Annotated in this window: 22 protein-coding genes and 1 pseudogene; 11 read left to right on the top strand and 12 right to left on the bottom strand. The window is 61.5% G+C overall.

Going from position 1 to position 24,774, the window contains the following annotated elements:
- Positions 1-20 precede the first annotated feature (20 nt).
- Positions 21-1,235, bottom strand: coding sequence for an acyl-CoA dehydrogenase (locus B5526_RS08725; RefSeq protein WP_079537841.1), 1,215 nt, complete (start codon positions 1,233-1,235; stop codon positions 21-23).
- Between the two features lie 166 nt (positions 1,236-1,401).
- Complete coding sequence (gene ribB, locus B5526_RS08730) at positions 1,402-2,478, bottom strand: 3,4-dihydroxy-2-butanone-4-phosphate synthase (RefSeq protein WP_079537842.1); 1,077 nt, start codon at positions 2,476-2,478, stop codon at positions 1,402-1,404.
- A gap of 155 nt (positions 2,479-2,633) precedes the next feature.
- On the opposite strand from ribB, the gene B5526_RS08735 reads away from it, so the two are divergent.
- Entirely contained in the window at positions 2,634-3,926 is a 1,293-nt protein-coding gene (locus B5526_RS08735; protein WP_244562231.1) for a PLP-dependent aminotransferase family protein, read from the top strand.
- 66 nt (positions 3,927-3,992) lie between these two features.
- The gene (locus tag B5526_RS08740; RefSeq protein ID WP_079537844.1) at positions 3,993-4,871 is read left to right on the top strand and encodes a DMT family transporter; all 879 of its coding nucleotides are present in this window, start codon (positions 3,993-3,995) and stop codon (positions 4,869-4,871) included.
- A 45-nt stretch (positions 4,872-4,916) separates the two neighbouring features.
- Here the strand turns inward: B5526_RS08740 and B5526_RS08745 are convergent, their stop codons facing one another.
- Positions 4,917-6,200 (bottom strand): amidohydrolase family protein, encoded by a 1,284-nt coding sequence (locus tag B5526_RS08745; protein WP_079537845.1) that lies wholly within the window; start codon positions 6,198-6,200, stop codon positions 4,917-4,919.
- A 145-nt stretch (positions 6,201-6,345) separates the two neighbouring features.
- On the opposite strand from B5526_RS08745, the gene B5526_RS08750 reads away from it, so the two are divergent.
- Together B5526_RS08750 and B5526_RS08755 are read left to right on the top strand one after the other, a co-directional pair.
- Positions 6,346-6,828: a hypothetical protein gene (locus B5526_RS08750; RefSeq protein WP_244562232.1), complete on the top strand. Its 483-nt coding sequence runs from the start codon at positions 6,346-6,348 to the stop codon at positions 6,826-6,828.
- Between the two features lie 118 nt (positions 6,829-6,946).
- Positions 6,947-7,183, top strand: a complete 237-nt coding sequence (locus B5526_RS08755; RefSeq protein ID WP_079537847.1) for a hypothetical protein — start codon at positions 6,947-6,949, stop codon at positions 7,181-7,183.
- A gap of 42 nt (positions 7,184-7,225) precedes the next feature.
- Here the strand turns inward: B5526_RS08755 and B5526_RS08760 are convergent, their stop codons facing one another.
- Entirely contained in the window at positions 7,226-8,044 is an 819-nt protein-coding gene (locus B5526_RS08760) for an aldo/keto reductase (protein WP_079537848.1), read from the bottom strand.
- A gap of 150 nt (positions 8,045-8,194) precedes the next feature.
- On the opposite strand from B5526_RS08760, the gene B5526_RS39400 reads away from it, so the two are divergent.
- Complete coding sequence (locus tag B5526_RS39400) at positions 8,195-8,323, top strand: hypothetical protein (RefSeq protein WP_283807610.1); 129 nt, start codon at positions 8,195-8,197, stop codon at positions 8,321-8,323.
- 59 nt (positions 8,324-8,382) lie between these two features.
- On the opposite strand, the pseudogene B5526_RS08765 reads toward B5526_RS39400, so the two are convergent.
- Positions 8,383-9,965 (bottom strand): annotated as a pseudogene (locus tag B5526_RS08765) (alkaline phosphatase D family protein).
- Positions 9,966-10,330: 365 nt separating this feature from the next.
- On the opposite strand from B5526_RS08765, the gene B5526_RS08770 reads away from it, so the two are divergent.
- Positions 10,331-11,677 (top strand): caspase family protein, encoded by a 1,347-nt coding sequence (locus tag B5526_RS08770; protein WP_244562233.1) that lies wholly within the window; start codon positions 10,331-10,333, stop codon positions 11,675-11,677.
- Positions 11,678-11,695: 18 nt separating this feature from the next.
- On the opposite strand, the gene B5526_RS08775 is transcribed toward B5526_RS08770, so the two are convergent.
- The 7 genes from B5526_RS08775 to B5526_RS08805 all read right to left on the bottom strand — a co-directional run bounded on the left by B5526_RS08775 (position 11,696) and on the right by B5526_RS08805 (position 19,246).
- A complete protein-coding gene (locus B5526_RS08775; protein WP_079537850.1) occupies positions 11,696-12,106 on the bottom strand; it encodes a hypothetical protein in 411 nt (136 codons plus the stop codon).
- A 298-nt stretch (positions 12,107-12,404) separates the two neighbouring features.
- Positions 12,405-13,232: an ABC transporter permease gene (locus B5526_RS08780; RefSeq protein WP_244562234.1), complete on the bottom strand. Its 828-nt coding sequence runs from the start codon at positions 13,230-13,232 to the stop codon at positions 12,405-12,407.
- A gap of 20 nt (positions 13,233-13,252) precedes the next feature.
- Entirely contained in the window at positions 13,253-14,086 is an 834-nt protein-coding gene (locus B5526_RS08785; RefSeq protein ID WP_079537852.1) for an ABC transporter ATP-binding protein, read from the bottom strand.
- Positions 14,083-15,129: an ABC transporter substrate-binding protein gene (locus B5526_RS08790; RefSeq protein ID WP_079537853.1), complete on the bottom strand. Its 1,047-nt coding sequence runs from the start codon at positions 15,127-15,129 to the stop codon at positions 14,083-14,085. The genes B5526_RS08785 and B5526_RS08790 overlap by 4 nt, the downstream gene beginning before the upstream one ends.
- Before the next feature lie 230 nt (positions 15,130-15,359).
- Complete coding sequence (locus tag B5526_RS08795; protein ID WP_079537854.1) at positions 15,360-17,687, bottom strand: molybdopterin-dependent oxidoreductase; 2,328 nt, start codon at positions 17,685-17,687, stop codon at positions 15,360-15,362.
- Positions 17,688-17,737: 50 nt separating this feature from the next.
- Positions 17,738-18,511, bottom strand: a complete 774-nt coding sequence (locus B5526_RS08800; protein WP_079537855.1) for an enoyl-CoA hydratase-related protein — start codon at positions 18,509-18,511, stop codon at positions 17,738-17,740.
- 30 nt (positions 18,512-18,541) lie between these two features.
- Entirely contained in the window at positions 18,542-19,246 is a 705-nt protein-coding gene (locus tag B5526_RS08805; RefSeq protein WP_079537856.1) for an SDR family NAD(P)-dependent oxidoreductase, read from the bottom strand.
- Between the two features lie 443 nt (positions 19,247-19,689).
- On the opposite strand from B5526_RS08805, the gene B5526_RS08810 reads away from it, so the two are divergent.
- The 5 genes from B5526_RS08810 to B5526_RS08830 all read left to right on the top strand — a co-directional run bounded on the left by B5526_RS08810 (position 19,690) and on the right by B5526_RS08830 (position 24,758).
- On the top strand, positions 19,690-20,856 hold the full coding sequence (locus tag B5526_RS08810; RefSeq protein ID WP_079537857.1) for a transporter substrate-binding domain-containing protein: 1,167 nt from the start codon (positions 19,690-19,692) through the stop codon (positions 20,854-20,856).
- Positions 20,853-21,473 carry an ANTAR domain-containing response regulator gene (locus B5526_RS08815; RefSeq protein WP_079537858.1) on the top strand — a complete coding sequence of 207 codons (621 nt, stop codon included), beginning with the start codon at positions 20,853-20,855 and terminating at the stop codon, positions 21,471-21,473. Before B5526_RS08810 ends, B5526_RS08815 begins: the two co-directional genes overlap by 4 nt.
- 256 nt (positions 21,474-21,729) lie before the next feature.
- Entirely contained in the window at positions 21,730-22,617 is an 888-nt protein-coding gene (locus B5526_RS08820; RefSeq protein ID WP_283807611.1) for a nitrilase family protein, read from the top strand.
- Positions 22,618-22,674: 57 nt separating this feature from the next.
- Positions 22,675-23,841 carry a substrate-binding protein gene (locus B5526_RS08825; protein ID WP_079544811.1) on the top strand — a complete coding sequence of 389 codons (1,167 nt, stop codon included), beginning with the start codon at positions 22,675-22,677 and terminating at the stop codon, positions 23,839-23,841.
- A gap of 80 nt (positions 23,842-23,921) precedes the next feature.
- A complete protein-coding gene (locus tag B5526_RS08830) occupies positions 23,922-24,758 on the top strand; it encodes a branched-chain amino acid ABC transporter permease (RefSeq protein WP_079537859.1) in 837 nt (278 codons plus the stop codon).
- Positions 24,759-24,774 lie beyond the last annotated feature (16 nt).

A 24,774-nucleotide genomic window follows, 5' to 3' on the forward strand; every position in this document is an offset into this window, starting at 1 on the left:
CGGAGTCGCAAAACAGCGCCTCACGAAAACGCCTGAATGCCGGTGATGGCGCGGCCCAGGATCAGGGCATGGACGTCGTGGGTGCCTTCATAGGTGTTGACGGTTTCCAAATTCGCGGCGTGGCGCATCACGTGGTATTCGATCTGAATGCCGTTGCCGCCGTGCATGTCACGCGCCATGCGCGCGATGTCGAGCGCCTTGCCGCAATTGTTGCGCTTGACGATCGAGATCATCTCCGGCGCCATCTTGCCCTCGTCCATCAACCGGCCGACCCGCAGGCTGGCCTGCAGGCCGAGCGCGATGTCGGTCTGCATGTCGGCGAGCTTCTTCTGCACCAATTGTGTTGCAGCGAGCGGCCGGTTGAACTGCTTGCGGTCGAGCGTGTATTGCCGCGCGCGGTGCATGCAGTCTTCGGCAGCGCCCATCGCGCCCCAGGAGATGCCGTAGCGGGCGCGGTTGAGGCAACCGAACGGCCCCTTCAGGCCGGACACATTCGGTAACAGCGCGCTCTCCGGCACCTCCACGCCCTCCATCACCACTTCGCCGGTGACGGACGCGCGCAAGGAAAGCTTGCCGCCGATCTTCGGCGCCGACAGGCCCTTCATGCCTTTCTCGAGAATAAAACCGCGGATATGGTTGTTGTGTTCGGCCGATTTCGCCCAGATCACGAATACGTCGGCGATCGGCGCATTCGAAATCCACATCTTGGTGCCGGTCAGCCGGTAACCGTCGGAGGTCTTCTCGGCGCGGGTCTTCATGCCGCCGGGATCGGAACCGGCGTCCGGCTCGGTCAGGCCGAAACAGCCGACCCATTCTCCGGTCGCGAGTTTCGGGAGATATTTCTTGCGCTGGTTCTCGTCGCCATAGGCGTAGATCGGATGCATCACCAGCGAGGACTGCACCGAGTTCATCGAGCGATAACCGGAATCGACCCGCTCGATCTCGCGCGCGACCAGCCCATAGGCGACGTAGCTCGCGTTGGCGCAGCCATATTCTTCAGGCAACGTAATACCGATCAGGCCGAGTTCGCCCATCTCTTGAAAAATGTCGCGATCGACCTTTTCCTCCAGATAGGCCTTGGTCACGCGCGGCAACAGCTTGTCCTGCGCATAGGCGCGCGCGGTGTCGCGGATCATGCGCTCGTCTTCGGTGAGCTGCTCGTCGAGCATGAACGGATCGTCCCACTGGAAATTCACCGGGGACGGCTTGTCCTTGGTCTGAGGGCGCACGCTCATGAAAATTCCTTTCGCATCATTGTATTTATTTTAAAGCGATAAAGGCAGAAGCGCAATTGAATTGGACGGATGCCACTCACCCGTCATTCCGGGGCGCGCGAAGCGTGAACCCGGAATCTCGAGATTCCGGGTCCAGCTCTTCGAGCTGTCCCGGAATGACGGCACATCACTCTTCAAGCTGTTCGTTGCAGACGATCTCGATGCCAAAACCGGACAGGCCCTTGTAGTCGTGCACCGACGACGTCAGGTGGCGGATCGAGGTGACGCCGAGATCGCGCAGGATCTGCGCGCCGACGCCGACCTCGCGCCATTGCCGGTTGCGGTCGGCTTCGGCGGATTTCTCCTCCGGCAGCGGCGTGACGGGAACGCCGGCGGCGCCATCGCGCAAATAGACCAGCACGCCGCTGCCGGCCTTCTTGAAATGCTCGAGCACCGCCTGCATGCGCTTCGGCCCGGTGAAGATGTCCTTGACGATGTTGGGCTTGTGAAACCGCGTCAGCACGTTCTTGCCGTCGCCAATGCCGTTATAGACGAACGCCACATGCGCAATCTCGTCGAACGGCGAGCGATAGGCATAGCCCTGCAGCGGCCCGATCGGGCTTTCGGTGGTAAAGGTCGCGACCCGCTCGATCAATTTCTCGCGCGCCTGGCGATAGGCGATCATGTCGGCGATGGTGACGTGCTTGAGCTTGTGGGCGGCCGCGAACCGCGCCACCTGCTCGCCCTTCATGACCGAGCCGTCGTCATTCATCAATTCGCTGATGACCCCGACCGGCGGCAGGCCGCTAAGCTTGCAGAGATCGACCGCGGCCTCGGTATGGCCAGAGCGCAGCAGCACGCCGCCGTCGCGCGCGATCAGCGGAAACACGTGGCCGGGCCGGGCGAAATCGTTGGCGCCGGCGTTCGGATTGGCCAGCGCCCGGCAGCAGGAGGCGCGTTCGTCGGCCGAAATCCCGGTGCCGCCGTCGGGCTTATAGTCGATCGACACCGTGAAAGCGGTGGTGTGGCTGGATTCGTTGTGCGCCACCATCGGGTCGAGCCGCAGCCGGCGCGCGTCTTCGGTGGTGATCGGGGCGCAGACGATGCCCGAGGTGTGACGGATGATGAACGCCATCTTTTCGGCGGTGCACAGCGACGCCGCGACGATCAGATCGCCCTCGCCTTCGCGGTCATCGTCATCGGTGACGACGACGAGCTCGCCGTGCGCAAAAGCTTGCAGAACTTCCTGGATCGGATCGGACATACTTTGAGGTCTCGCATTGGTGCCGGGAGCATTAGCCGGACTCTTAAGCCCGCGCCAGCATCATTACGCAGGGCAGATCGGCCAGGGGCATAACGACAAGCGCCGCAGACTTGTCTATGATCGGAACCAACAAAGAACAAGGGAGACGCCTTCCGATGACTTCGGTTTCCAAGACTTCGGCTTCCGTGACTTCAGCTTCCATGCCTTCGGCAACGTTCGACTTCGCGCCCCTGCTGCCCGCGGGTTTGCCCGCGCCCGCCGCGAAGTGGACGGGCCTGGCAAAGTACAGTTTTGTCGGCGGCAATAACGATCCGGACCAGGTGCCGGTCGAGGGCCTGATCGACGCCGCCAGCGCCGTGCTGCACCGCGAGGGCAAGACGCTCGCGACCTATGGGCTGGCCAGCGGCCCGCAGGGGTATCGCCGGCTGCGCGAATTTCTCAGTGCGAAACTGAAGCGTGACGCCAGTCTCGCCTGCTCGGCCGACGACATCCTGATCGTCTCCGGCTCGCTGCAGGCGCTCGACCTCGTCAACGCCACGCTGTTGGCGCGCGGCGATACCGTGATCATCGAGCGCGACAGCTACCAGGGCGCGCTGAACCGGCTGACCCGGCTCGGCGTCAACACCGTCGGCATTCCGCTCGATCGCGAGGGCATGCGGATGGATGCGCTGGCGGCGGCGCTTGCCGACCTCAAAAGCCGCGGCATCACGCCGAAATACATCTACACCATCCCGACCGTGCAAAACCCGACCGGCACCATCATGCCCGAGACGCGCCGCGCCGAACTTTTAAGACTCGCGCAGCAATACCGCGTGCCGGTGTTCGAGGACGATTGCTACGCCGATCTGATCTGGGACGGCAAACGCCCGCCCGCGATCTACGCCATGAGCACGAGCGGCGGCGTCATCCACATCGGCTCGTTCTCAAAATCGATCGCGCCGGCGCTGCGGGTGGGTTTTATTGTCGCCCCCTGGGAGATGCTGTCGCGGATGCTGGCGCTGAAGACCGATGCAGGTTCGGGCGCGCTCGAGCAGATGGTGCTCGCGGAATATTGCGCGCCGCATTTTGCCACTCACGTGCCGAAACTGACCCGTGGTTTGCGCGCCAAGCTCGACACCTTGATGGAAGCCCTCAATGAGCAGTTCGGCACATCGGCGGAATTCGAAGAGCCCAAAGGCGGCATCTTTCTGTGGGTCAAGCTGCCCGACAATGTCGATACACTAAAACTCTACCAGGCAGCGCTCGCCGCCGGCGTCTCTATCAATCCGGGGCCGGAATGGTCCACCGACAAAACCTATGCCGGCTGCCGGCTCCGGCTGTGTTTTGCCAACCCATCGCATGACCAGATCCGCGAGGGCGTCGCCGTGCTGGCGGAGGTGTGCCGGAGGGAATTCGGCGTGCCGGCGAGGATCGCGAATGTGGAGCAGGCCGCGCGAACGTCAATTTGAGTTCGGCCTGACAGTGTCGCTACCGCGATTGGGCGCAGCCTTGGTCGCCAACAGGATTTTTCCCATATGGCGACCGCTCATTCGCAGCATCGCGCAGGCATCGCCCTTGTCGCCGCCGCGGCCGTGGCCTGCAGCACGGCGCCGTTCTTCACACGACTGCTGCCGTTCGACTCCTGGACGATCCTGTTCTGGCGAGGGCTTTTCGGCGGCGGCCTCATCGCCGTCATTCTGGTGCTGACGCAAGGCCGGGCCGGCTTGCGGGATTTGACCGGGGTGGGAAGGAACGGCTGGCTGGTCGCATCCCTCTCGACATTGGGCATGGTTGCCTTCATCCCCGCCCTGCAGCTCACCAGCGTATCGAATGTTGCCATCATCATCGCGACGGGGCCGTTCGTCGCCGCGGCCATCGCCTGGATATGGCTGCGGGAAGCCGCCCGATGGCAAACCATGCTGGCGAGCCTTGTGGCTCTCTGCGGCGTCACCATCATCGTCGGCAATATGCGCGCCAGTTCCGATGTCCTCGGAATCGCCCTGGCGTGCCTGATGACCGTTGCGATAGCGGCAATGACGGTCACCGTCCGAAGGCACAAGGACACGCCGATGGTGGCGGCGGCGGCGTTGTCGAATGTGCTGGGCAGTGTTGTAAGCATTCCCTTCGCTCATGGAATTGCCAGCGTGACCGGAGCCGATCTCGTCATCTTCGCGATGTTCGGGTTCTTCCAGGTCGCCTTGGGTCTTAGTTTATTCGTGCTGGGATCGCGGCTATTGCCATCAGGTCAAGCCACGCTGATCGCAACGCTGGAGACACCGCTGATGCCCTTTTGGGTGTGGCTGGCGTTCCAGGAAGTTCCTTCCTCGCAGGCTCTTGTTGGCGGCGCCCTGGTGATGGGCGCTGTCATCGCTGACATCGTGAGCGAAAGCCAACCGCAGAAACAATTGGGCTGATCCGGGCGGCTGTGACGTTGATCGAATGCTGGTCGGTGATTGCGCTTAGCGCACCGCGAACGGCGCCTGATACGGCCTGCCGAACGGCACGCCGTTGATCACGGTCTGCACCGGTTTCAGATACGCCTTGCCGTCGCGTTTGTTGTTGCGGGTGTCGACGAACGTGACCGGCCCTTCCACCAGCTCCATGATTGCGACGTCGCCGGGCGCGCCGGTCTGCAGCGTGCCGATCTTCGGCGCGCGGTTGATGATTTTTGCCGGCGCCGAGGTCGTCATCGTCACTACCTGCTCCAGCGAAAAGCCCATCGCCATGAACTTGCTCATCACGTTGGGAAGGAACGGCATGCCCGGCGTGTTGCCCGAAAACACATGCATGTCGGACGAGATGGTGTCGGGCGTGCAGCCGCCGGGAATCGCCACTTCCGCTACGGTAAAATCAAAGCTGCCGCCGCCGTGGCCGACATCGAAGATCACGCCGCGCTGCTTGGCGGCGAGCGCGGCCGGCAACAATTTGCCGTCCTGTACGATGTTGGTGAAGGCGCCGGCGATGTTCGGCGCGCCGGAATAAGCATGGGTCAGCACGTCGCCGGGCCGCAGCAGGTCGAGTATCTGCGACATCAACTCGCCGGTCTCGACGCCGCCGATATGCACCATCATCTTCGCAGGCCAGCCGCACATCTCGCAGGCCTGGATGCCGCGCTTGAGTGGCTCTAGCCCGTGCTTGAAGATGATGTTTTCCGACATCCGCACTTTTACCCCGATCAAAAAATCCGGATTTTCGGCGAGCGCCATGGCGCAGGCCTCGGTTTGCGCATTGTCGATATTGTAGAGCTCGGCGACCGGGAACGCCGACAGGCCGTTATTGGCGATGTGGACAAAGGCATAGATCCGCGCACGCGACTGCGCCACGATATAGCGGCGGAGTGCGGCGAGGTTGTTGACGCCGGCATCGCCCGCCGACACCACCGTGGTGGTGCCCTGAAACTGCACCAGTTCGTCGGCGGGAATGCCGATCGCGGAGCCATAGGGGTAGACGTGGCAATGCAGGTCGATCAGGCCCGGCGTCACCAATTTGCCTGAGGCATCGATGGTCTTCAACGCGCGGGCGGCCGGGATATCCGCCTCGATCGCTTCAACCACGCCCCAGCGGATGCCGATGTCGCGCTTTCCGCGCAGCGATTGGCTGGGATCGAGCACGTCGCCGCCCTTGATCACGAGATCGAATTTGTCGGCAGGGCCCATCGCCGCCATCGCGGAATGCCCGGACATCGCCGTGGCGGCGGCCGATCCGGTAAGCGCGAGAAAATTGCGGCGTGACAATGCGGACATGATGGCGTTCCCCAAATTTTTATTTTGTGGGCAGATCATGCGCCGGGCACTGGCCCGCCGCAAGCGCCCGATCGCGCCGCCGCATTGCAGGTCCGCATCGACGTGTTAAGTTTCGAGCACTTCACCGGAAGCGGAGCTACGGAACGTGAACGGGCATTTGAGCCGGTTAGCGCTGGCCATCGTTTTTTCCATGATGCTTGCGGTTACCGCATCCGCGGAAACGATTGCCGAGACGGCGCTCAAATGGGGGTTGATCGGAGCCTGGTCGCTCGACTGTTCACTGGCGCCCGACAGAGACCGGGGCACGGTGCTGTCCTATGAGATCGCAGGGGGTGGCCGGGTCGTGCACCGGCGCGACTTCGGCGACACGTCAGATGAAAGCCGTGTGCTCAGCGCCGAGGTCTCCGCGGACGGCATGCTGAATTTGCACGTCTACTTTCCGAAATCCAGGGAGACCCGCGAATATGGCCTGATGATGCAGGGCGACGGCACCATGCGCGCGATGTATAATCGCAACCAGAAACGGGAATACACCATCAGGGATGGCAAGTTCACCGCCAACGGCAATCCAACGCCGCCGCAACACAAATGCGGCTCAAGTGCGCTCTTATTGCGGACGCTAAGCTGATTGCGCGAAGCTGATTGCGCGCGCCAAGCTGAATATCTGTTCAGAATTCTCTTGTGGTTCCGTCGGAACGTTCTACTCGGCTCAAATGTTTAATGCTCACTCAATCGAGGAGAACGACATGAAGAAGTTTGGATATGTGATTGCCGCACTCGGCGCGATGGCGGTCGCAGCGCCGTCGATCGCCAGCGCCCAGGACGTCGTGATCAAGCATCGTGATCACGATCGATACAGCGATCACGATCGCTTCGGCGCGCGCGCCGAGGTCCGCGAACATCGCGACCACGGCTGGCACGAAGGCTGGCGTCATCACGGCGACAAGGTGGTGATCATCAAGCATCGCCATCACGAATACTAAAGGCCGACACAGGAATGGCCCCGCGAGGGGCCATTCTTTTTTCTAATCCCACGCCGGCGCGAATCCCGGACTGACGCAGCGCTTGTCTTTCGGCAAGCCGGCAATGGCTTTGATGTCCTCATCGTCGAGCCCGATATTCTGCGCGTCGAGATTGGCCTTCTGGCTCTCGCGGCGCGACGCCTTCGGAATCGCGGCGACTCCATCCTGGTCGAGCAGCCACTTTAGGGCCACCTGCGCGGCGCTCGCGCCGTGCTTGCGGCCGATCGCCGCCAGCGTCTCGTCGGAGGCGACGCGGCCTTGCGCCAGCGGGCAATAGGCCACGAGCGGGATGGATTTCGCCGCCAGATATTTTCGCATCGGGGTCTGATCGAGCATCACGTGATATTCGATCTGGTTGCAGGCGATCGGCGCCTTGATCTCCTCGACCACGGTTTTCAATAGCGCGATATTGAAATTGGCAACCCCGATGGCGCGGGTACGGCCCTCCTGTTTCAGCTTCATCAGGGTTTCGAACATCGCCGGCAGGTTCATGTTCTTCGAGGGCCAGTGCACCAAATAGAGATCGACCACATCGAGCCTGAGCTTTTTCAGGGAAGCGTCGAACGCCCGGCCGATCGCGTCCGGCGCGAGGTTTTCGTTCCAGACTTTGGTGGTGACATGCAGGTCCTCACGCTTGATCCGGGCGGCGGCAATGGCGGCCCCAATCGCGTCCTCATTGCCGTACATTTCCGCGGTGTCGATATGCCGATAGCCGAGCGCCAGCGCACTTTCGACCGCGGCGCGGCAGGCATCGCCCTGCATGCGAAAAGTGCCGAGCCCGAGCCGCGGCAGGCTGATGCCCTGGGTTTGCAGATATTCCATGATTTCTCCCAAAAGATTTGAAACTGCCGGCCCCCGGCATCCACTGATGCCGCTTGAACGCGCCTTTTCCGTAAAAGGTTGGCTGAGACAGTGTGACGGGCGTTTGCTAGTCTGCCCGCTGCGCGGGGTCCAAATCAAGATCGAGTTAGCATGGTCAAGGCATTGCGGCGATGGCTGGAGGCCAACGAATTGTTTGCGATCGTCGCCGGCGTGGTCGGCGCGCTCGTCGGTTTGTCGATGCTTTTGGTGTTCGGCGGCTATCTGATCGTGGCGCGTTAGAGCATGATCCGGAAAAGTGGCAACCGGTTTTCCGAAAAGATCATGCCCAAGCAAAAGCGCTAAATATGCTGGGCAAGGAATTGTCCAGGCCGCGCGTCCGGCCGCGGCTCGATGTCGACCGACCATAGATTGCGATTGTCGACGTCTTTCAGGGTCACCGTCATGATGCCGGTACGTCCGTCGATATCGACGCGGCCAAAAAACTGCAATCCGAAGCAGGGTGCGAGATTGTCGCCCTGCTCAGTGCTGCAGCCTTTTTGAAACATCGCCGCGGGGCCGAAGGTGTTGTCGAGCTCGCCGGGCGTCCAGGTGCCCGCATGCAGCGGACCCGATACGAATTCCCAGAACGGCTCGAAATCCTGGAACACCGCGCGATTCGGATCGTAATAATGCGCGGCGGTATAATGCATGTCGGCGGTGAGCCACACAACATTGCTGACGCCGGCCCGTTTGATGAAGGACAATAGATCGGCAATCTCATGCTCGCGCCGCTCCGGCGGCCCGTTGCCGAGCGCGATCGCATCCTTGCTGATCAATCCGATCGGCAGGTCCGCGGCAATCACCTTCCAGGACGCATCTGAAGCAGCGAGTTCGCGCTTCAGCCAGGCGAGCTGCGGCGCACCGAGGATAAAGGCGTCGCCCGGATCGTCGCGCCCGTTCCAGGTCGAATCGCGATAGCTGCGCATGTCGATCAGGAACACGTCGAGCAGCGGCCCATAGCCTATCCTGCGGTAGACGCGGCCGGCCTGTCCGGGCCGCTCGCGGATCGGCATGAATTCGAAAAACGCCTGGCGAGCCCGCGCAACGAGATGCGAGGTGCCGTCCTCGGCGTAACCGGTCTCATCAGTGCTGCCGGCCGGCGACCAGTCGTCGGTCACTTCGTGGTCGTCCCACTGCGCGAACATCGGGACTTGCGCATTGAAGGCGCGCAGATGCTCGTCGAGCAAATTGTATTTATAATTGCCGCGGAATTGCATGAGGCTGTGCGCGACCACGGATTTCTCCTCCGTGACGACATTGCGCCAGATTTCCCCGCCCGGCAGTTTGAGTTGCGCAGGCACCGGACAATCGGCGTAGATGTGATCGCCGGAATGGATGAAAAAATCGGGGCGATTTTCCAGCATGGTCGCATACGTGCGCATGCCGCCGCGGCTGCGATCGATGCCCCAGCCCTGGCCCGCGGTATCGCCGGACCAGACAAAGGATACCGATTTTTTCCCGGTCGATGGGTTGCGGAAATGCCGACCTGGGTTTCACCGGAAACGGCTCCAGCAATGTCATCAAACCGCACGCGGTAAAAGATATCCTGCCCCGGCGGAAGATTTTCGAGCAGCACTTTTGACGTAAAGTCGCGCTCCGGGAGCGCGTTCGACGTCGCAGCGCGAATGATGGTTTTAAAGCTTTCCACGGTCGAGCATTCGACGTGCATGCACGCGGGACGATCGGCGCGAGCCCACACCACCGCCGAACCCGCGGACACATCGCCCGACTGCAGTCCGCACGCGATTCGGGGCCGATCCGCGGCCCGCGAGAGATAGGGCCTGGCGAGGCCGCCAAGGCCCGCGAGCGCGACGGTGGATGCCGAGCGAACCAGAAATTGACGCCGGGTCAAACCCCGCTTCGCGCGTATCGTAATCGGCATTGCGGCTGAGCCTCCGTCGAATCACGACGGAGGCTGCCCGGCGAGTTTGACTCTGGGCCGAAGGTTTTTTGACTCCCGGCCGACGGTTTTGCGACAGGAGGATGACACGCGGAGGTGCCAAAACCGTCATTGCGAGCCATCGGGTCGCGCGAATGCGTGCCCGATGACAGGCTCCGCGAAGCAATCCATGGCTCCCAAAGGGAAGAATGGATCGGGGAGAGAGTCTTGTACGAAGGGTTCAGCGCAGCGAAACCCGTCAAGCAACATTCGTTGTGATGGGCTTCGCGAACCCTGACGTGACAAATATCACTGTACGGAGGTTTACCGTCATTCTAACATTCCCGAATAATCTAATCGAATTTACGATGACGAACCAAATGAGCAGCTTTTGGAAAGTTTGCCTGCTGTTGATCGCCGCCTGCGCGCTGGGTTGCGGCCCGGCGTCAGCCGAAAAGCGGGTGGCTCTGGTCATCGGCAACGGCGCCTACGTCCATAAGCCGCGATTGGCCAATCCGCCGCACGACGCCGAGGATGTGGCGGCGGCGCTCAGAAGAAGCAATTTCGAGGTCATCTTCGGGACTGATCTTGGCCAGGCGGAGATGCAGGACGCAACGATCCGCTTCTCGCGCGCCTCAAGGAGCGCCGATGTGGCGCTGTTTTATTACAGCGGCCATGCGATGCAATTTAACGGCGTCAACTATTTGATGCCAATCGACGCAACGCTGGATGATGAGGCGGACTTAAAGCGTTTTGTCCGGGTAGACGACATCATGAATGATCTGCAGCAGGCCAAGAACCTGCGCATATTGGTGCTGGATTCGTGCCGCGATAATCCATTCGCGGAAAACCTGAAGCGGTCGCTTGGGTCGGCCAGAAGCGTGTCAGTTCGGCAGGGGCTGTCGAAAATGGACGCCCCTCTCGGCACGATCGTCTCATTCTCGACTCAAGCCGGGCAAACGGCCGATGACGGAAACGGTCGCAACAGCCCCTACACCGCGGCCTTCCTCAGGCGTATCGAGGAACCGAAGGAAATCGGCGACGTATTTCGCGATATCAGCACCGACGTTTATGAAACCAGCGGCAAATCGCAACTTCCTGAACTTTCGCTGTCGATCGTGGGGCAGTTCTATTTGAATGGGCCGGTTTCAATCAACGTGACACCTCCGGCTCAAGGCGCTCCCCTCGACGCTTGCTCGGCGGCGGAAGCACATTGGAAGGCTGCCGACGTCGTTGGCACCGTCACCGCGTACGAAGATCACATTGCCAAATTCCCAACATGCGCGTTTGTCAACCTCGCCAAATCGCGCCTTGAGCAGTTGAAGCAGAAAACGGCGCTCGCACCCCCTGGCGGGGCGGCACAAGGTCCGGTGGGCAGGACCAGGAAATTCGATGGAACGTGGAACGTGACTGTGTCCTGCGCAAAAGAAGGTGCGGCTCTCGGCTACGTCCGATCTATGACGGCTACCGTGACGGATGGGACATTTCACGCCGAGGACACCAAGCCCCTTCTCACGATCGATGGCGAGATCGGCGCGGACGGCAAGGCGACCTTGTTTGCGAAGGGCTTCACCGGCGGCCCGGCGTATACGTTAGGTCATGAAAAAGAGGGTACGCCTTACGGTTATACGGTCGATGCGCAGTTCGATGGTACGCGGGGCACCGGAAAACGGAATGAGGCTCGGCCCTGCACCCTGGTCTTCGCCAAACGTTAGATAAACCCGTTCAATTGCCTACCGCTTCCAGTCGCATATGCCGCCGGACGTACACGGCCAGACCTGGATCCGCGTATCCTGCGCTTGCGCATCGAGCGGATTGCTATGCCGGCGTGCGAGCCTGGCGCGCGCCGCGCCGCGCGGCTTTTCGGCCGGCGCATGCACCACTATCGTCCGGTGCATGGTGATCTTGGGCTCGGCTTGCGGTGCCGCCTTCGCCTGCGTGCCCTCGCCGCGGCGATCGCCCTTTGCTTCGATCCGAACCGGTTCGAATCTGGAAGGCGGCCCAAGCGGTTTTGGCGACAACACGGCCTGCGGGAGATCGAGCCCAAGGAACTGATCGGGACGGTATTCGTCGGCCATCGACAGGCCGCTCCAGGCCAGCAAGGCGGTGCACATGACGGCGGTCAAAATATCTTTGGGGGCCATCCGAGACCTCTTGAGCGGTCGAGAACAAAACAATGAACCCAATATAAGGCGAGTTCCGCGAGTTCATCAGGGCGGGCCTGAAGAATCTTGCGTTCCCGCTTGGTTAACTCGGATTGAAGCCATTGCAATCGCAGCCCGTCCTGACCACAATTACTGATTGTAAGATGGAGAGAGATCGATCATGGCGAAATGGCGAAACTAAAGCCCGCAGGCGTCGAAGGCTATGGCCTCGAACCGAGCGCCGTCCACCGACCTCGAGCGTCAGCCAAATATTCGCGAGGATACCTTCGCCCGGGCTTCAATGGATGCGGCGCCACGGCATAAGAAGACGCTCGATCCTGCCGACCGCAAACGTCAGCAGCAGTGCCAGCGCGATCGTTGCGACCAAAGCGGCAAAGACTTTTGGAATGATATAAAGCGAGCCCGCTTTGAAAATGGCATGGCCCAACCCCTCGGATGACGACATGAATTCGCCGACGATCGCGCCGATCAACGCGAAACCGACCGTCAGCTTCAGCCCGGCGAAAATATCGGTGAGCGAGGCCGGTACCACGAGCTTGCGGAAGATCTGAAACTTCGACGCTCCCAGCGTCCGCATCAAATTGATCTGGTCTGCGTCAACCCCGACCGCGCCCTTGTAAGACGTCACCAGGGCGACAATCACGACCGACAAGGTCGACATCGCGACCTTCGAAATCAGCCCGGTGCCGAACCAGATGATGATGATTGGCGCCAAAGCGATGATCGGAATTGACCCGAGCGCGATGACGAATGGTTCCACCACGCGCGAAACGAACCGGGAGTACCATAGCGAGAGGCCGACGACGGTGCCGACGAAATTTCCAACCAGAAAGCCGAGCAGGGTCTCAAGTCCAGTGACATAGCTATCGCGCCACAGACTGCCGTCGCGCACCATCTGACCGAGGAAGCCGGCGATCGCCGAAGGCGATCCAAACATGAAGGCCGCCTGCTTGTTATTCGCCGTCAGATGGTCCCAAAAGCCGAGCAGCACGGCGAGCAGCGCCACTTGTGTCGCCAGAACGATGGCCGCCGAGCGGAACCTGCGCCAGCGCCGGATGGCGGGGGCGACCGGCGTTTGTGCGGGCGAGTGAGTTGCGCGGTCCATCCCGCGCTCAGTATCCGCGGTCATTGCAACACGACGTCGAGATCGGCCCAGATTTGCCGAACGTATTTGCTGAAATCGCGGCTATCGCGCGCCGCCATCATGTCGGTGCGCTCGATGCCGAGCGCAATATTGTAGACCGCTTTCACCTGGGTCGGCCGTTTGGATAGCACGATAACGCGGTCCGCAAGCGATACGGCTTCCTCGATATCGTGCGTTATGAGCAACAGCGACCGGCCGCCCTCGCGAACGAGCTTCGCAGTGTCGCTTTCGATCAAGAGCTTGTTTTGGAAATCGAGCGCGGCGAAGGGTTCGTCGAGCAATAATACGGCAGGCTCATTCACCAGCGTCCGCGCCAACGCCACGCGCTGGCGCATGCCGCCCGAGAGCGTCGACGGGTAGTGAGCCGCGAAGCCGTGGAGCCCGAGCTGATCGAGCATTGCGTGACCGCGGTCCCGAGCCTCGCTCGCCGCCACGCCGCGGATTTCCAGACCCAGCATCACATTGCCGAGTGCCGTTCGCCACGGCAAAAGCAGGTCTTTCTGAAGCATGTAGCCGACATTTTGCGGTTGGCCGGCAATTTCCCGCCCATACCAGCTGATACGTCCGCGGTCCGGCGTGAGCAATCCGCACAAAGTGTTCAGCAGTGTCGTCTTGCCGCAACCCGAAGGACCAACGATGCTGACAATCTGGCTATGATCGAGCGTTAGGCTGAGATCGCCTATGACCGGAACTACTCGCCCGTCAACCTCATAGCTCTTTGCAACATGCTGGACGACGAGCGGAACCGCGGCAACAGCTTTTGCTCCGGCAACATCGTCCCCGGCAACGCGCGCGCCGTTTACTACACCGGTCATTTGAGGCTGGCGACCGCCTTTTCCGCAAAAGAGTTATCGATGATCTGATCGAAGGATATCGTGCCTTTCGCGTTACCCAGATAGACCTGCATATCCATCAGATTTTTCCACTGGTCCTGTTTGGTAACAACGGATTGCGCGGGAATGAGATATTTGAGCTCGGCATCGATTGCCTTGTCGACGACCTCGCCGGGAAGGTCCGGAAATTCCTTGCGAGCAACTTGCTTGGCGAATGCCGGATCGGCGTAGGTCTTGCGGGAGGCTTCCTCAAACGAGGTAACGAGCGCCTGCACCATCTCAGGATCTTTCTGGATCGTCGTGGGCAGCACCATGATTCCAGTGTTGCAGAAAGGTCCGATATAGCTTGAGAAATCGAATACCACCTTGGCGCCCTGCGCTTCGGCGGCAGCGACGCTCGGCTGATAGGCAATCGCAATATCGGCTTGGCCCGCCAGCATGGCTGCAATTTCGGTGCCTGGGTTCACCGGAACGATGGTCGCGTCCACGCCGACCTTGAGGCCCGCTTTCTCCAACAGCCGCTTCGCAACGCTGTAATTTGTATTCGGTTCGGGCGATGTAACGATTTTCAAGCCCTTGAAGTCTTTGGGGTCGGTAATCGGCTTGAGCGTTTTCGATACACCGAAATAATGCGCGCGCTGAACGACCGTGCCGACGACAACGCCTGGACCGCCATTCTCCCGGGAAATCTGGGCCATGGTCGCATCGCCGATCGCAAAATCCGCCGACCCACCGAGAACGGCCGCGAAGGTCTGGGTGTCGCCGCCGGCGGCGCTCACCTTCATGTCGAGGCCGTTTTTCTCGAAGACGCCGCCGTGCATGCCGACATAGAGGTTGATGTAACCGAGGTTATGGACAGCTTCGCTGAAGCGCACTTCCTTCAGCGGAGCGGCAGCCGCGAGGCGAGAGCCGGCGATGGGCGTGATCGCCAGACCGCTTGCAAGGGCGGCGGATGTTTTTAGAAAATGCCGGCGGCTGAGTGAGCTGTGGTCCGCGGCGAGAGACTGATGGAACCTATCTATCATGGCCCTTTGCTCCTCGCGAAGTTGATCCTCGCTTACGGAGCAAAGCTAGTCCCTCGCGCGAACAAGCCGCAAGACGAAAGAAGCGACGGGGTGATTAATCGCGTATCAGCCACAAATTGATAATGTCATTTTTGACATTATCGCTGCTCAAAGAAACGGCCGCGGAACTCTGTTCGTATTCTCTGGCATGGTCCTTCGGTATCGGCGGGCAACGGACGCGCCGTGCTTACCTATCCCGCCGCAGCACTTGCGTGAATGCGTTCGGACCGCGTCTGGTGCACCGCCGCCTCATGATCAGGCAGCAGCGACAGCCGTACGGCGACGTGCTTGTGATAAGGCGTGCCGGCGATCGGGTCGCGATTGCCGCTCTCGGTGAGCAGGTTGATCCGCGGCCCGTTGGTGAGGCGCTCGCCGCTTGGCGTGGGATACGCCTGACCATAGCCGTGCGGCAGCGCGAGTTGGCCGCGCCGCATTGAGCCGTCGGTTTTGCAGCGGACGATCAGGCGCCCGACCGGGGATTCAACGGCGATCCAGTCGCCGTCTTTGGCGCCGAGTTCGCTTAGATCAGCAGGATTGATCAGCAGCGCGCCGTCCGGATCGTCGCGGCGCCATTTTGGATCGCGAAAAATCTGATTGGCGTTGAACATCCGCCGCTGCCCGGCCGCCAGCATGAACGGAAATTCTCTCGGCGCGCCGGCGCTCTCGGGGTCGAGACGGGCGAGCCATTCGAGCATGCCCGGGACCGCAAGGCGAATCTTGCGGTCGGGATGGCCGATCAGGGACCAGACCTCGTCATATTCATGCTGGGTGACCGCAACGCCCTGCCGCGTCGCGATCATGGCGTCGAACAGCGCATCGCCGAGCGCTTGATCGGCAACATCGTCCGGCGCGCCGAGCGCCCGCCGCACCGCTTGCGGCGACCGCTTGGCGCAGGAAAGCGCCGCGTTCCACAAGGGCGCGGCGGCCGCCGTGCCATCGGGAAGCGTTTGTCCCAGCGTTTGGTAGAGCACCAGTGCGGCGACCGAAGCCGCCGAGGGGTTTTCGCCCATGAAGGCGCGAAACGCCGCGGCGAATTCCGACCTCGATCGCTTAGCCGCTTCCCGCAACGGCGCCAGCGCATTGTCGCCGGGTAGATAGCCGAGTGCGCGGGCAAGCCGTGTGTAGATTTCGGGCTCCGGCAAAGTGCCTTCGAGCGGCGGCAGGACGCCGGCGCGGACGTGAAAATAATTGGTCGGAAATTCGAAGTTGAACAGCGTGAATTCGGTCTTCTCATATTGCGAGGACGCCGGCAGAACATAGTGCGCGAGCTGCGCGGTCTCGGTCATGGCGACATCGACCACGACGCAAAGCTCGAGCGATCGCAGCGCGCGTTCGACGGCTTTCGTGTTCGACGCGGTATTGGCGGGGTTGGAGCTGTCGACCCAGACGCCGCGCAGGCGGTCCGGATGATCGCTGAGCACGGCCTCCGGGAAAATGTTCGGCGGCAGAAGGCCAGCTATCACCTCATCGCCGGTCGGCGCAAATTTCTGGCCGGGAGAGTTGCCCCATAGCGGCTGCAGCCAGCTATGCAACTGGTTGGTGCCTTTGCGGCCAAAACTGCCGGAAAGCATGATCAGCAGCTTTTCCAGGTAGGAATTCAGCGTCGAGTTGACGCCTTGCTGGATGCCGAGCTCGACGCGGACCACCATCGCTTTTGCCGCCGCGATCATCGCCGCGCAGCGCTCGATGTCGGCCATCGAGATTTCAGCAGCGGCGGCCCATTCCTCGACCGGAATCTCCAGGAGAGCCTCTCTGACCTCCGCAACGCCGACCGTATGCTCGTTGATAAAATCATGGTCGATGAGATCGGACCGGACCAGCGTGGCGAGCAGCGCGCCCAGCAGGAACGCGTCAGCGCCCGGGCGGACGGCGAGATGCAGATCGGCCATCTCGGCGGTCTCGGTCCGGCGCGGGTCGACGACGATCAGTTTTCGCGCCGGGTCCTTGCGGATCTGATTGAGATGGTCGCGGGCGTTTGGAAAACCATGCGCGATCCACGGGTTGGCGCCGATCACGAAAAGCAGATCGCAATGGTGCACGTCCTCGGCGGTGTGGCAGGTCTGGCTGCCGAACATGTGACCGTTGATCCAGAAGTCTCCGGTTTTCTCCTGCGACAGCGCGTTGAAGACGTGGCGCGAGCCGAGCGCACGCAGGAACGCGTTGGCATAGGCGCCGCCGGCGTGGTTGCCCTGCCCGCCGCCGCCATAGAGCGCCAGGCTCTTGCCGCCGTGCCGGTCGACGAGGTCGCGCACCCGCTCGGCGATCTCGGTGATCGCGACATCCCAGGTGATCGCATCGAACCCGCCGTCGGCGCGGCGGCGCAATGGCGTGGTGAGCCGGTCCTTGTGGTGCGCATAATAAGGAATGCGCGCCGCCTTGTTGCAGAGGTAGCCCTGTGATTTGGGGCTCGACCGATCGCCCCGGACTTTTTCGATGTGCCCTTCATTCACCAGGACTTCGATGCCGCAATTGACGTAACATAGATTGCAGGCGGTCTTGTGCCAGGTACCCGGCGCCATGTTGGCTCTCCCTGCTGACCTCTAGGGTTTGCTTCGGCGCGAAGCGCGATCTACCCCGTGACTTTGGAAAAATCAGGCTTGCGGCGTTCGGCGAATGCCGCAAACGCCTCGCGCGCCTCGCCGGTCTGCAGGCGCTCGCGAAACAAGGCGCCCTCGCGGCCAATCTGGGCGGCGATCCTGTCCATATCGCGCATCAGCGCCTTTGTCTGATTGAGCGAACCTGCCGGCCTTTTTGTCAGAGCTTCGGCAGCGGCGCGGGCCTTGGCGCGCAACTCTGCCGCCGGCACCACGGCATTGGCCAAGCCGCAGGCCAAGGCGGTTGCGGCATCGAGCGGTTCTCCGAGCGCGAACATCGCGTAGGCCCGGACGTGCCCGATCCGCGCCGGCAACAGCCAGCTCGAGGCAGCTTCCGGAACCAGCGCCAGATTGACGAACGGCGTCATCAATTTTGCGGTGTCGGCGAGATAGACCAGGTCGCAATGCAATAGCATCGTGGTGCCGACGCCGGCCGCGTTACCTTGCACGGCGGCAACGATCGGACGTGTGGCTTTGCTGATGGTGCTGATGAATCGATGCGCCTGGCTCTCGCTGGTATCCTTGCCGCTGGCCTGCGCGCTGAAATCGGAGATGTCGTTGCCGGCCGTAAAACTGTCGCCGTCGCCCTGAAACAGAACGACCCGCACGGCGGGATCCTTCTCCGCGCGCTCCAGCCCGTCCGACATCGCGCTGTACATGGCGTTGCTCAGCGCGTTCTTCTTGTCAGGCCGCGCCAGCGTCAGCGTCATGATGCCTGCTTCTATTTCGGTCTTCACATGTTCAGTCATGATCGCTTCCTCTTTCAGGGTAATTTGGCTTCACCATTTTTCCGCGAACGGACGAAGCTCGGTCAGGAACGACCAGGCCGAGCGGTCCTGCTGATAAAGGTGCCATAATTCGTCGGCGATGGCGGATGGCTTGATGAAAAACTCGTCCGGCGCCTCACGCAGCCGTTCGCGCATGCGCGGCACGTCGATCACGGCATCGATCAGCACATAGGCGACGTGGATGCCGCGCGGCCCGAGATCGCGCGCGATCGATTCCGACAAAATGCGCTGGGCGGCCTTGGTCGGCGCAAAGCCGGCAAAATTCGCTTTTCCGCGAATGGCCGAGGTATTGCCGGTGACGAGAATGGCGCCGCTGCCTTTCTTGATCATGTCCGGCGCCACTTCGCGCGCCAGATACAACAGGCCCATCACATTGACCCTAAAATTATGCTCGAGCATCTTGGGGTCGATTTCGAGAAATGTTCCCCACCCGCCGCCCACCGCATTGTGGATCAGGACGTCAGGGGCGCCGTAGGATTTTCGGATGCTGGCGACTGTGTCAGCGACATGGCCCTCGCTTGCGACATCGCAGATCATCGCATGGGTGTCCGGGAGTTCCCGCTCAAGCGCGCGGATACGGTCCGGCGATCGGGCCAGCGCGATGACGCGAAATCCACCGGCCGCAAAGCGGCGGACGATCGCGGACCCGGTACCGGGGCCGACACCTGTCACGATCGCAATCGGTTTGTCGATCACGGATGCTGCCTCGCCTTGGATTCTCGCTTTGCCCTATCTTAGATGATTATCATCATATAAAGCAACCGCGTTTGACGTGTTCCACGGCGTTGTGACAAGCCTGGAGCCGGCAGGACCGATCTGCGTTATCGGTCGTTTGGAAGCGCCCGGTGTGAAGCGAAGCCGCAGGGCTCGGGGAACATATCTGCCGGCGAAGGCGCATATACCTGCTGCTTGCGCTCAAGCCCCACAGGGTCCCAGTTTATGGATAGATGCCGCGACCGCCCCGCCCGGCCCGGCCCGATCGGCCGGGGTCTTGTCGAAAGCGGTTCGCCGGAGGATGCTGCGCGCTAAAACGGGCGAAACCGCAATACGTTGCTCCGATGCGGCGACTTAATGGTGACTGATCCAGCAAGGGTTGTTAAGGACGAGCCATTGCGGGGTTTTCGGTGAAGGGCGTGAGGATGGTCAGCACTACTGCATCTTTGTCGGATCCATGGCGGGTAGGTGTGCTGTTCTCCCGCACCGGACTAACTTCGGTCACCGAGACCGAGCATTTCCTCGGCACGGCGCTGGCGATCCGTGAGATCAATCAGGCCGGAGGGATCCTCGGGCGCGAGATTGAAGTCGTCGCCTACGATCCGGAGTCGGAGCCTGCGACCTATCGTAGGCTGGCCGATCGGCTTTTGACCGAGGACGGCATTTCGGTGATTTTCGGCGCCAGTTCATCCGCGCAGCGCAAGGCCGTGCTGCCGGCGATCGAGCGCCGCAACGGATTATTGTGGTATCCATCGCTCTACGAGGGTTTTGAATATTCCCCCAACGTCATCTATACGGGGGCCTCGCCGAACCAGAACAGCTTTCAACTCGCCGAATACCTCGTCCGTAACCACGGGCGTCGGGTATTTCTGGTCGGCTCCGACTACATCTATCCGCGGGAATCGAACCGCATCATGCGTGATCTGCTCGGGTCCTATGGCGGCGAAATCGTCGACGAAGTCTATGTCGCCATGGATGCGACAGAGTTGCGTCTGCGCGACCTCGTGACGCGGATCAAGGATCAGGCACCGGACGTGGTGTTTTCCACCGTCGTCGGGCGTGCGGCGCAGATGTTCTATCGGCTGTATCGCGAAGCCGGGCTCGATCCGGCATCGATGCCGATCGCCAGCCTGACCATGGCGGAAGGCGAGGTGCGCGAGATCGGCGCGGCATTGTGCGCGGGGCACATCACGGCCGCCACCTATTTCGGATCGCTGCAAGGGGCGAGCAACCAGAGTTTCGCAAAAAACTTCCGTCGCGCCTATGGGGAGGACAAGCCTATCAGCATGTGGAGCGCCGGCGCCTATGCCCAGGTGCGGCTGTTCGCGTTGGCGCTTGAGCGAGCTGGAACGCTGGACACGCAGCGGCTGGTCGAGGCAGCGCTGGGACTAGCGCTCGAAGCGCCGGAAGGTCCGATCCAGATCGATCCGGACAACAACCATACCTGGCTGACGCCGCGCATCGGGCGGGTTCGTGCTGACGGCGATTTTGACGTGATCTGGGAGGCGAAAGCCGCGGTCAAGCCCGATCCATATCTTGCGCTGTCGCCTCTCGGAGGGCGCTGGATCGATGACGAGGCATCGGTCGCATGAAGCCGGGCATCCGCCGCCTAATGGACGATCTGCGCGGCGCGCGCGTCCTGGTCGTGCACCCGCGCGACACGGAAGGCGACGCACTGATCGACCAGTTGAAGCGTATCGGCTGCAATGTGCGCGGCATCTGGCCGCCGCCGGCAGAACTGCCCAACGACGTCGATACGGTGTTTCATTTGGTCGAGACTGCCGAGACGCCGGCTTTCGTCGCCTCGGCATCGGAAAATGGGCCGACATTCGTCGCCATTGTCGATTATGAGAACCCGACGGTGCTGAAGCGGCTGCTCGATAGCAATGCCCATGGCGTCATCAACAAGCCGATCCGCTCCTTCGGTATTCTCTCGTCCCTTGTGCTTTCCCGCTCGATGCGTGGCTATACCCGCCGCCTCGAAGGCAAGGTGCAGAAGCTCGAAGAAACGCTGAAGGCGCGGCGCGATGTCGACAAGGCGGTGAAGATCCTCGTGCTATTAAAAAAGATCAGCGAAGCCGAGGCCTATGAGCTGATCCGGTCGCAGGCAACGCAGAAGCGGCTGTCGATGGCGCAGGTCGCCACAACCATCATCGGCGCCCAGGACGTGCTCACCGGCCTCGGCCTCATCGGCAACGGCGAGGGTTGAGGCTGGCTTTGAGAGGTTGCACAATACCTAATCATCCGTGCTGATAATTCGGTCCTCTCGCAAGATTGACATTGCGATCGGGTTGCTGCTGTAATTCAAACGTTGGCGGTACCCGGCTTATAGCCGGTGATCGTCACGGCGGCCGGTCGGCCGTTTCAACATCTGGCTATGTAGCCCTCGATTGGTGCCTGACGGCGCTATCGGGGGTTTTTTGTTTTGCGCGCTTTTTGTTCTGCGCTTGAGGGAGTTTTGCGCGGTGACCCTGCACGCCTCCAGTGCCGCAACAGGATCGATCGTCGTCGCCTGTGTCCAGATGCAACCGACTTTCGGGGACGTTGCGGCGAACGTAGCGCACAGTCTGGAGCTGATCGATCGGGCGGCGGCCCGCCATGCCGACCTTGTCGTTCTGCCGGAGTTGGCCAACACTGGATATATGTTTGCCTCCCGCGAAGAGGCGTTCGGTCTTGCCGAACAGATCCCGGGCGGTCCAACTGTGACAGCCTGGGCGGAACGAGCAGCCCGGCACAAGCTGCATTTCGTCGCGGGAATTACCGAACGTTCCGGTCCGGACCTCTACAACAGTGCCGTCGTGATCGGTCCCGAAGGCTACATCGGCACGTTCCGGAAAGTGCATCTCTGGAACGAGGAAAACCTGTTCTTCGAGCCCGGCAATCTGGGCTTCCCCGTGTTCCATACCCCGATCGGCCGCATCGGCGTTGCCATCTGCTACGATGGCTGGTTTCCGGAAACCTATCGGCTCTGCGCGCTGCAGGGCGCCGACATCGTCTGCGTACCGACCAATTGGGTTCCGATACCCGGTCAGGCCGAAGGACGGCAGGCGATGGCGAACATTCTCGCCATGGGCGCCGCCCACAGCAATTCGATCTTCATCGCCTGTGCCGACCGTGTCGGCATCGAGCGCGGGCAACCCTTCGAGGGGCAGAGCCTGATCGTCAGTTACACCGGGTGGCCTGTCGCCGGGCCGGCCAGTCGGGACAGCGAAGACATCCTCATCGCCGAGGTCGATCTCGGCGAGGCCCGGCGCAAACGCAATTGGAATGCCTTCAATCAGGTTCTGCGCGACCGCCGCTCCGACGTCTATGACGAAATGCTCGGCTCCGGCTTGAAGCGCAGTTGGTACTGACCCTTGCCTCGTATCTCGGAAGTTTCACTAACCCTCAAGGAGTATCGATCCATGACGATGTCTATTCGTTCAGCCTCATCCCTGCTTGCCGCCGCTGCGATGTCCACGATCCTCGCGGCGCCGGGTTTCGCCGCGGATCCCATCAAGATCGGCGTGCCGGTCGGCCTCTCCGGCGCCAACAGCGTTGTCGCGCCTTCGGTGGTGCAGTCGGCGGAACTCGCCGTCGAGGAGATCAATGCCAAGGGAGGCGTGCTTGGGCGCAAGCTGGCGCTCGAAGTTGCCGATGACGCCTCCGGTGCTGCCGGGGCCCAGAAGGCTTTCGATAGCTTGGTGTTCCAGAAAAAAGTTGACGTGCTGATCTCGATGGAGACGAGCGCGGCCCGCAACGCGGCCTTGCCGATCGTGACGCGCGGCAAAACGCCTTACATCTACACGTCTTTCTACGAAGGCAAGTCCTGCAGCCCGTTCATGTATGTCAATGCCTGGGTCCCCGAACAGCAGGTGCCGCCGATCGTCGATTACTTCAACAAGGAAAAAGGCGCCAAGACGTTCTTCCTGATCGGTTCGGACTATGCCTTTGGCCGAGGCATGCTGGCCTTCACCAAGGGCTACATCGAGAAGACCGGCGGCAAAGTGGTCGGCGAGGAATATCTGCCGATGGACGGCACCGATTGGACGCCGATCATTTCCAAATTGAAGAGCGCGGCTCCTTCAGCCCTGATTACGTCGACGGCCGGCGGCGCGCCGAACGTGACGCTGACCAAGCAGCTTCGTGCCGCCGGCGTCGCAATTCCCTATGGCAATCTCGCCGTCGACGAAGGCACGGCCAAAGGCATGGGAACCGATGCAGACGGCATCTTTATCTCGGCTTCCTATGTCACGGGGATCGACAGCGCCGCCAACAAGGCCTTCCTGGCCGCCATGCAGAAGAAGTTCGGCGCCGATTTGAAGACCCCGAACGATCTTTCGGTGCCGGAATACGAGGCGGTGTACGCTTACAAGGCCGCCGTGGAGAAGGCTGGCAGCACGGACGCAACTCCCGTGCTGAAAGCACTCGCCGAGGTCAAGGTGGACGGTCCGCGCGGCAGCATTTCGATGTCGCAGCAACATCATGCGCCTCTGACGATGTATCTTGGCCAGGTGCAGCCTGACGGCGCGGTGAAAGTCATCAAGAGCTTCCCCAATGTCGATGCCGGACCGCAGTGCCCCAACCTGAAGTCCTGACATCGACACGTCGCGGCGGGAGCAGAGGTAGGAAGCAACACTTTGCCTCCCGCCGCGATTTGAAAAATGGTGCTTGATTCATGATCACGCTCGTCCTCGACATCATCACCACGGCGGCGATCCTCTTCATCGTCTCGGCTGGCTTATTGATTGTGTTCGGCGTGATGAAGATCGTCAATTTTGCCCATGCTGCCTTCGTCACCGTCGGGGCCTACACGGCGCTGGTGGTCTCGCGGCTTGGGCTGCCGGCGGTGACCGCCCCCGTTTTCGCCTTCCTCGCGGGCGGGATCATTGGCGCATTGACCGAGCGCGTCGTCGTGCGGCCGCTCTATCGCCGCCCGCTCGACGCTATCCTCGCAACCTGGGGGCTCGGCATCGTTATCGGTCAATTGGTGACGCTTGTGTTCGGGCGCGAGGTGCAGTTCGTGCCGGCGCCAGTCTCGGGCACGCTGGCATTCCTGGGAGAGGATTATTCGCGCTATCGATTGCTGCTGGTTCTGGCCGCGGTCGTTATCGCCGCCCTGTTCACGGGCCTGCTCAACGGCACCCGGCTTGGTCTTTCGACCCGCGCCGTCATCATGAACGAGAATTTGGCGCTGGCGTTGGGAATTGACAGCACCCGCGTCCGTCTCATCACCTTTGGGATCGGCTGTGGCCTCGCCGCCGCCGCCGGCGCGTTGATCACGCCGCTGGCAAGCGTCGATCCCAATATGGGGCTCGCCTGGTTGATCGGAGCCTTCATGCTGGTCATGGTATCCGGTGGCTCGCTGTTGACGCTGGCGTTGTCCTGCTTCGTCCTCGGCGGGCTGCAGGTACTGGCCTCCACCTTCATCAGCCCGATCCTCGGAGGGTTGACCATCGCAGTGCTCGCCGCCGTGGCGCTTCGGTTGCGACCGGAGGGATTCGCTCGTGGCTGATCTCGGCTCCGCGCTC

The organism is Bradyrhizobium lablabi (assembly GCF_900141755.1).
Classification (GTDB): domain Bacteria; phylum Pseudomonadota; class Alphaproteobacteria; order Rhizobiales; family Xanthobacteraceae; genus Bradyrhizobium; species Bradyrhizobium lablabi_A.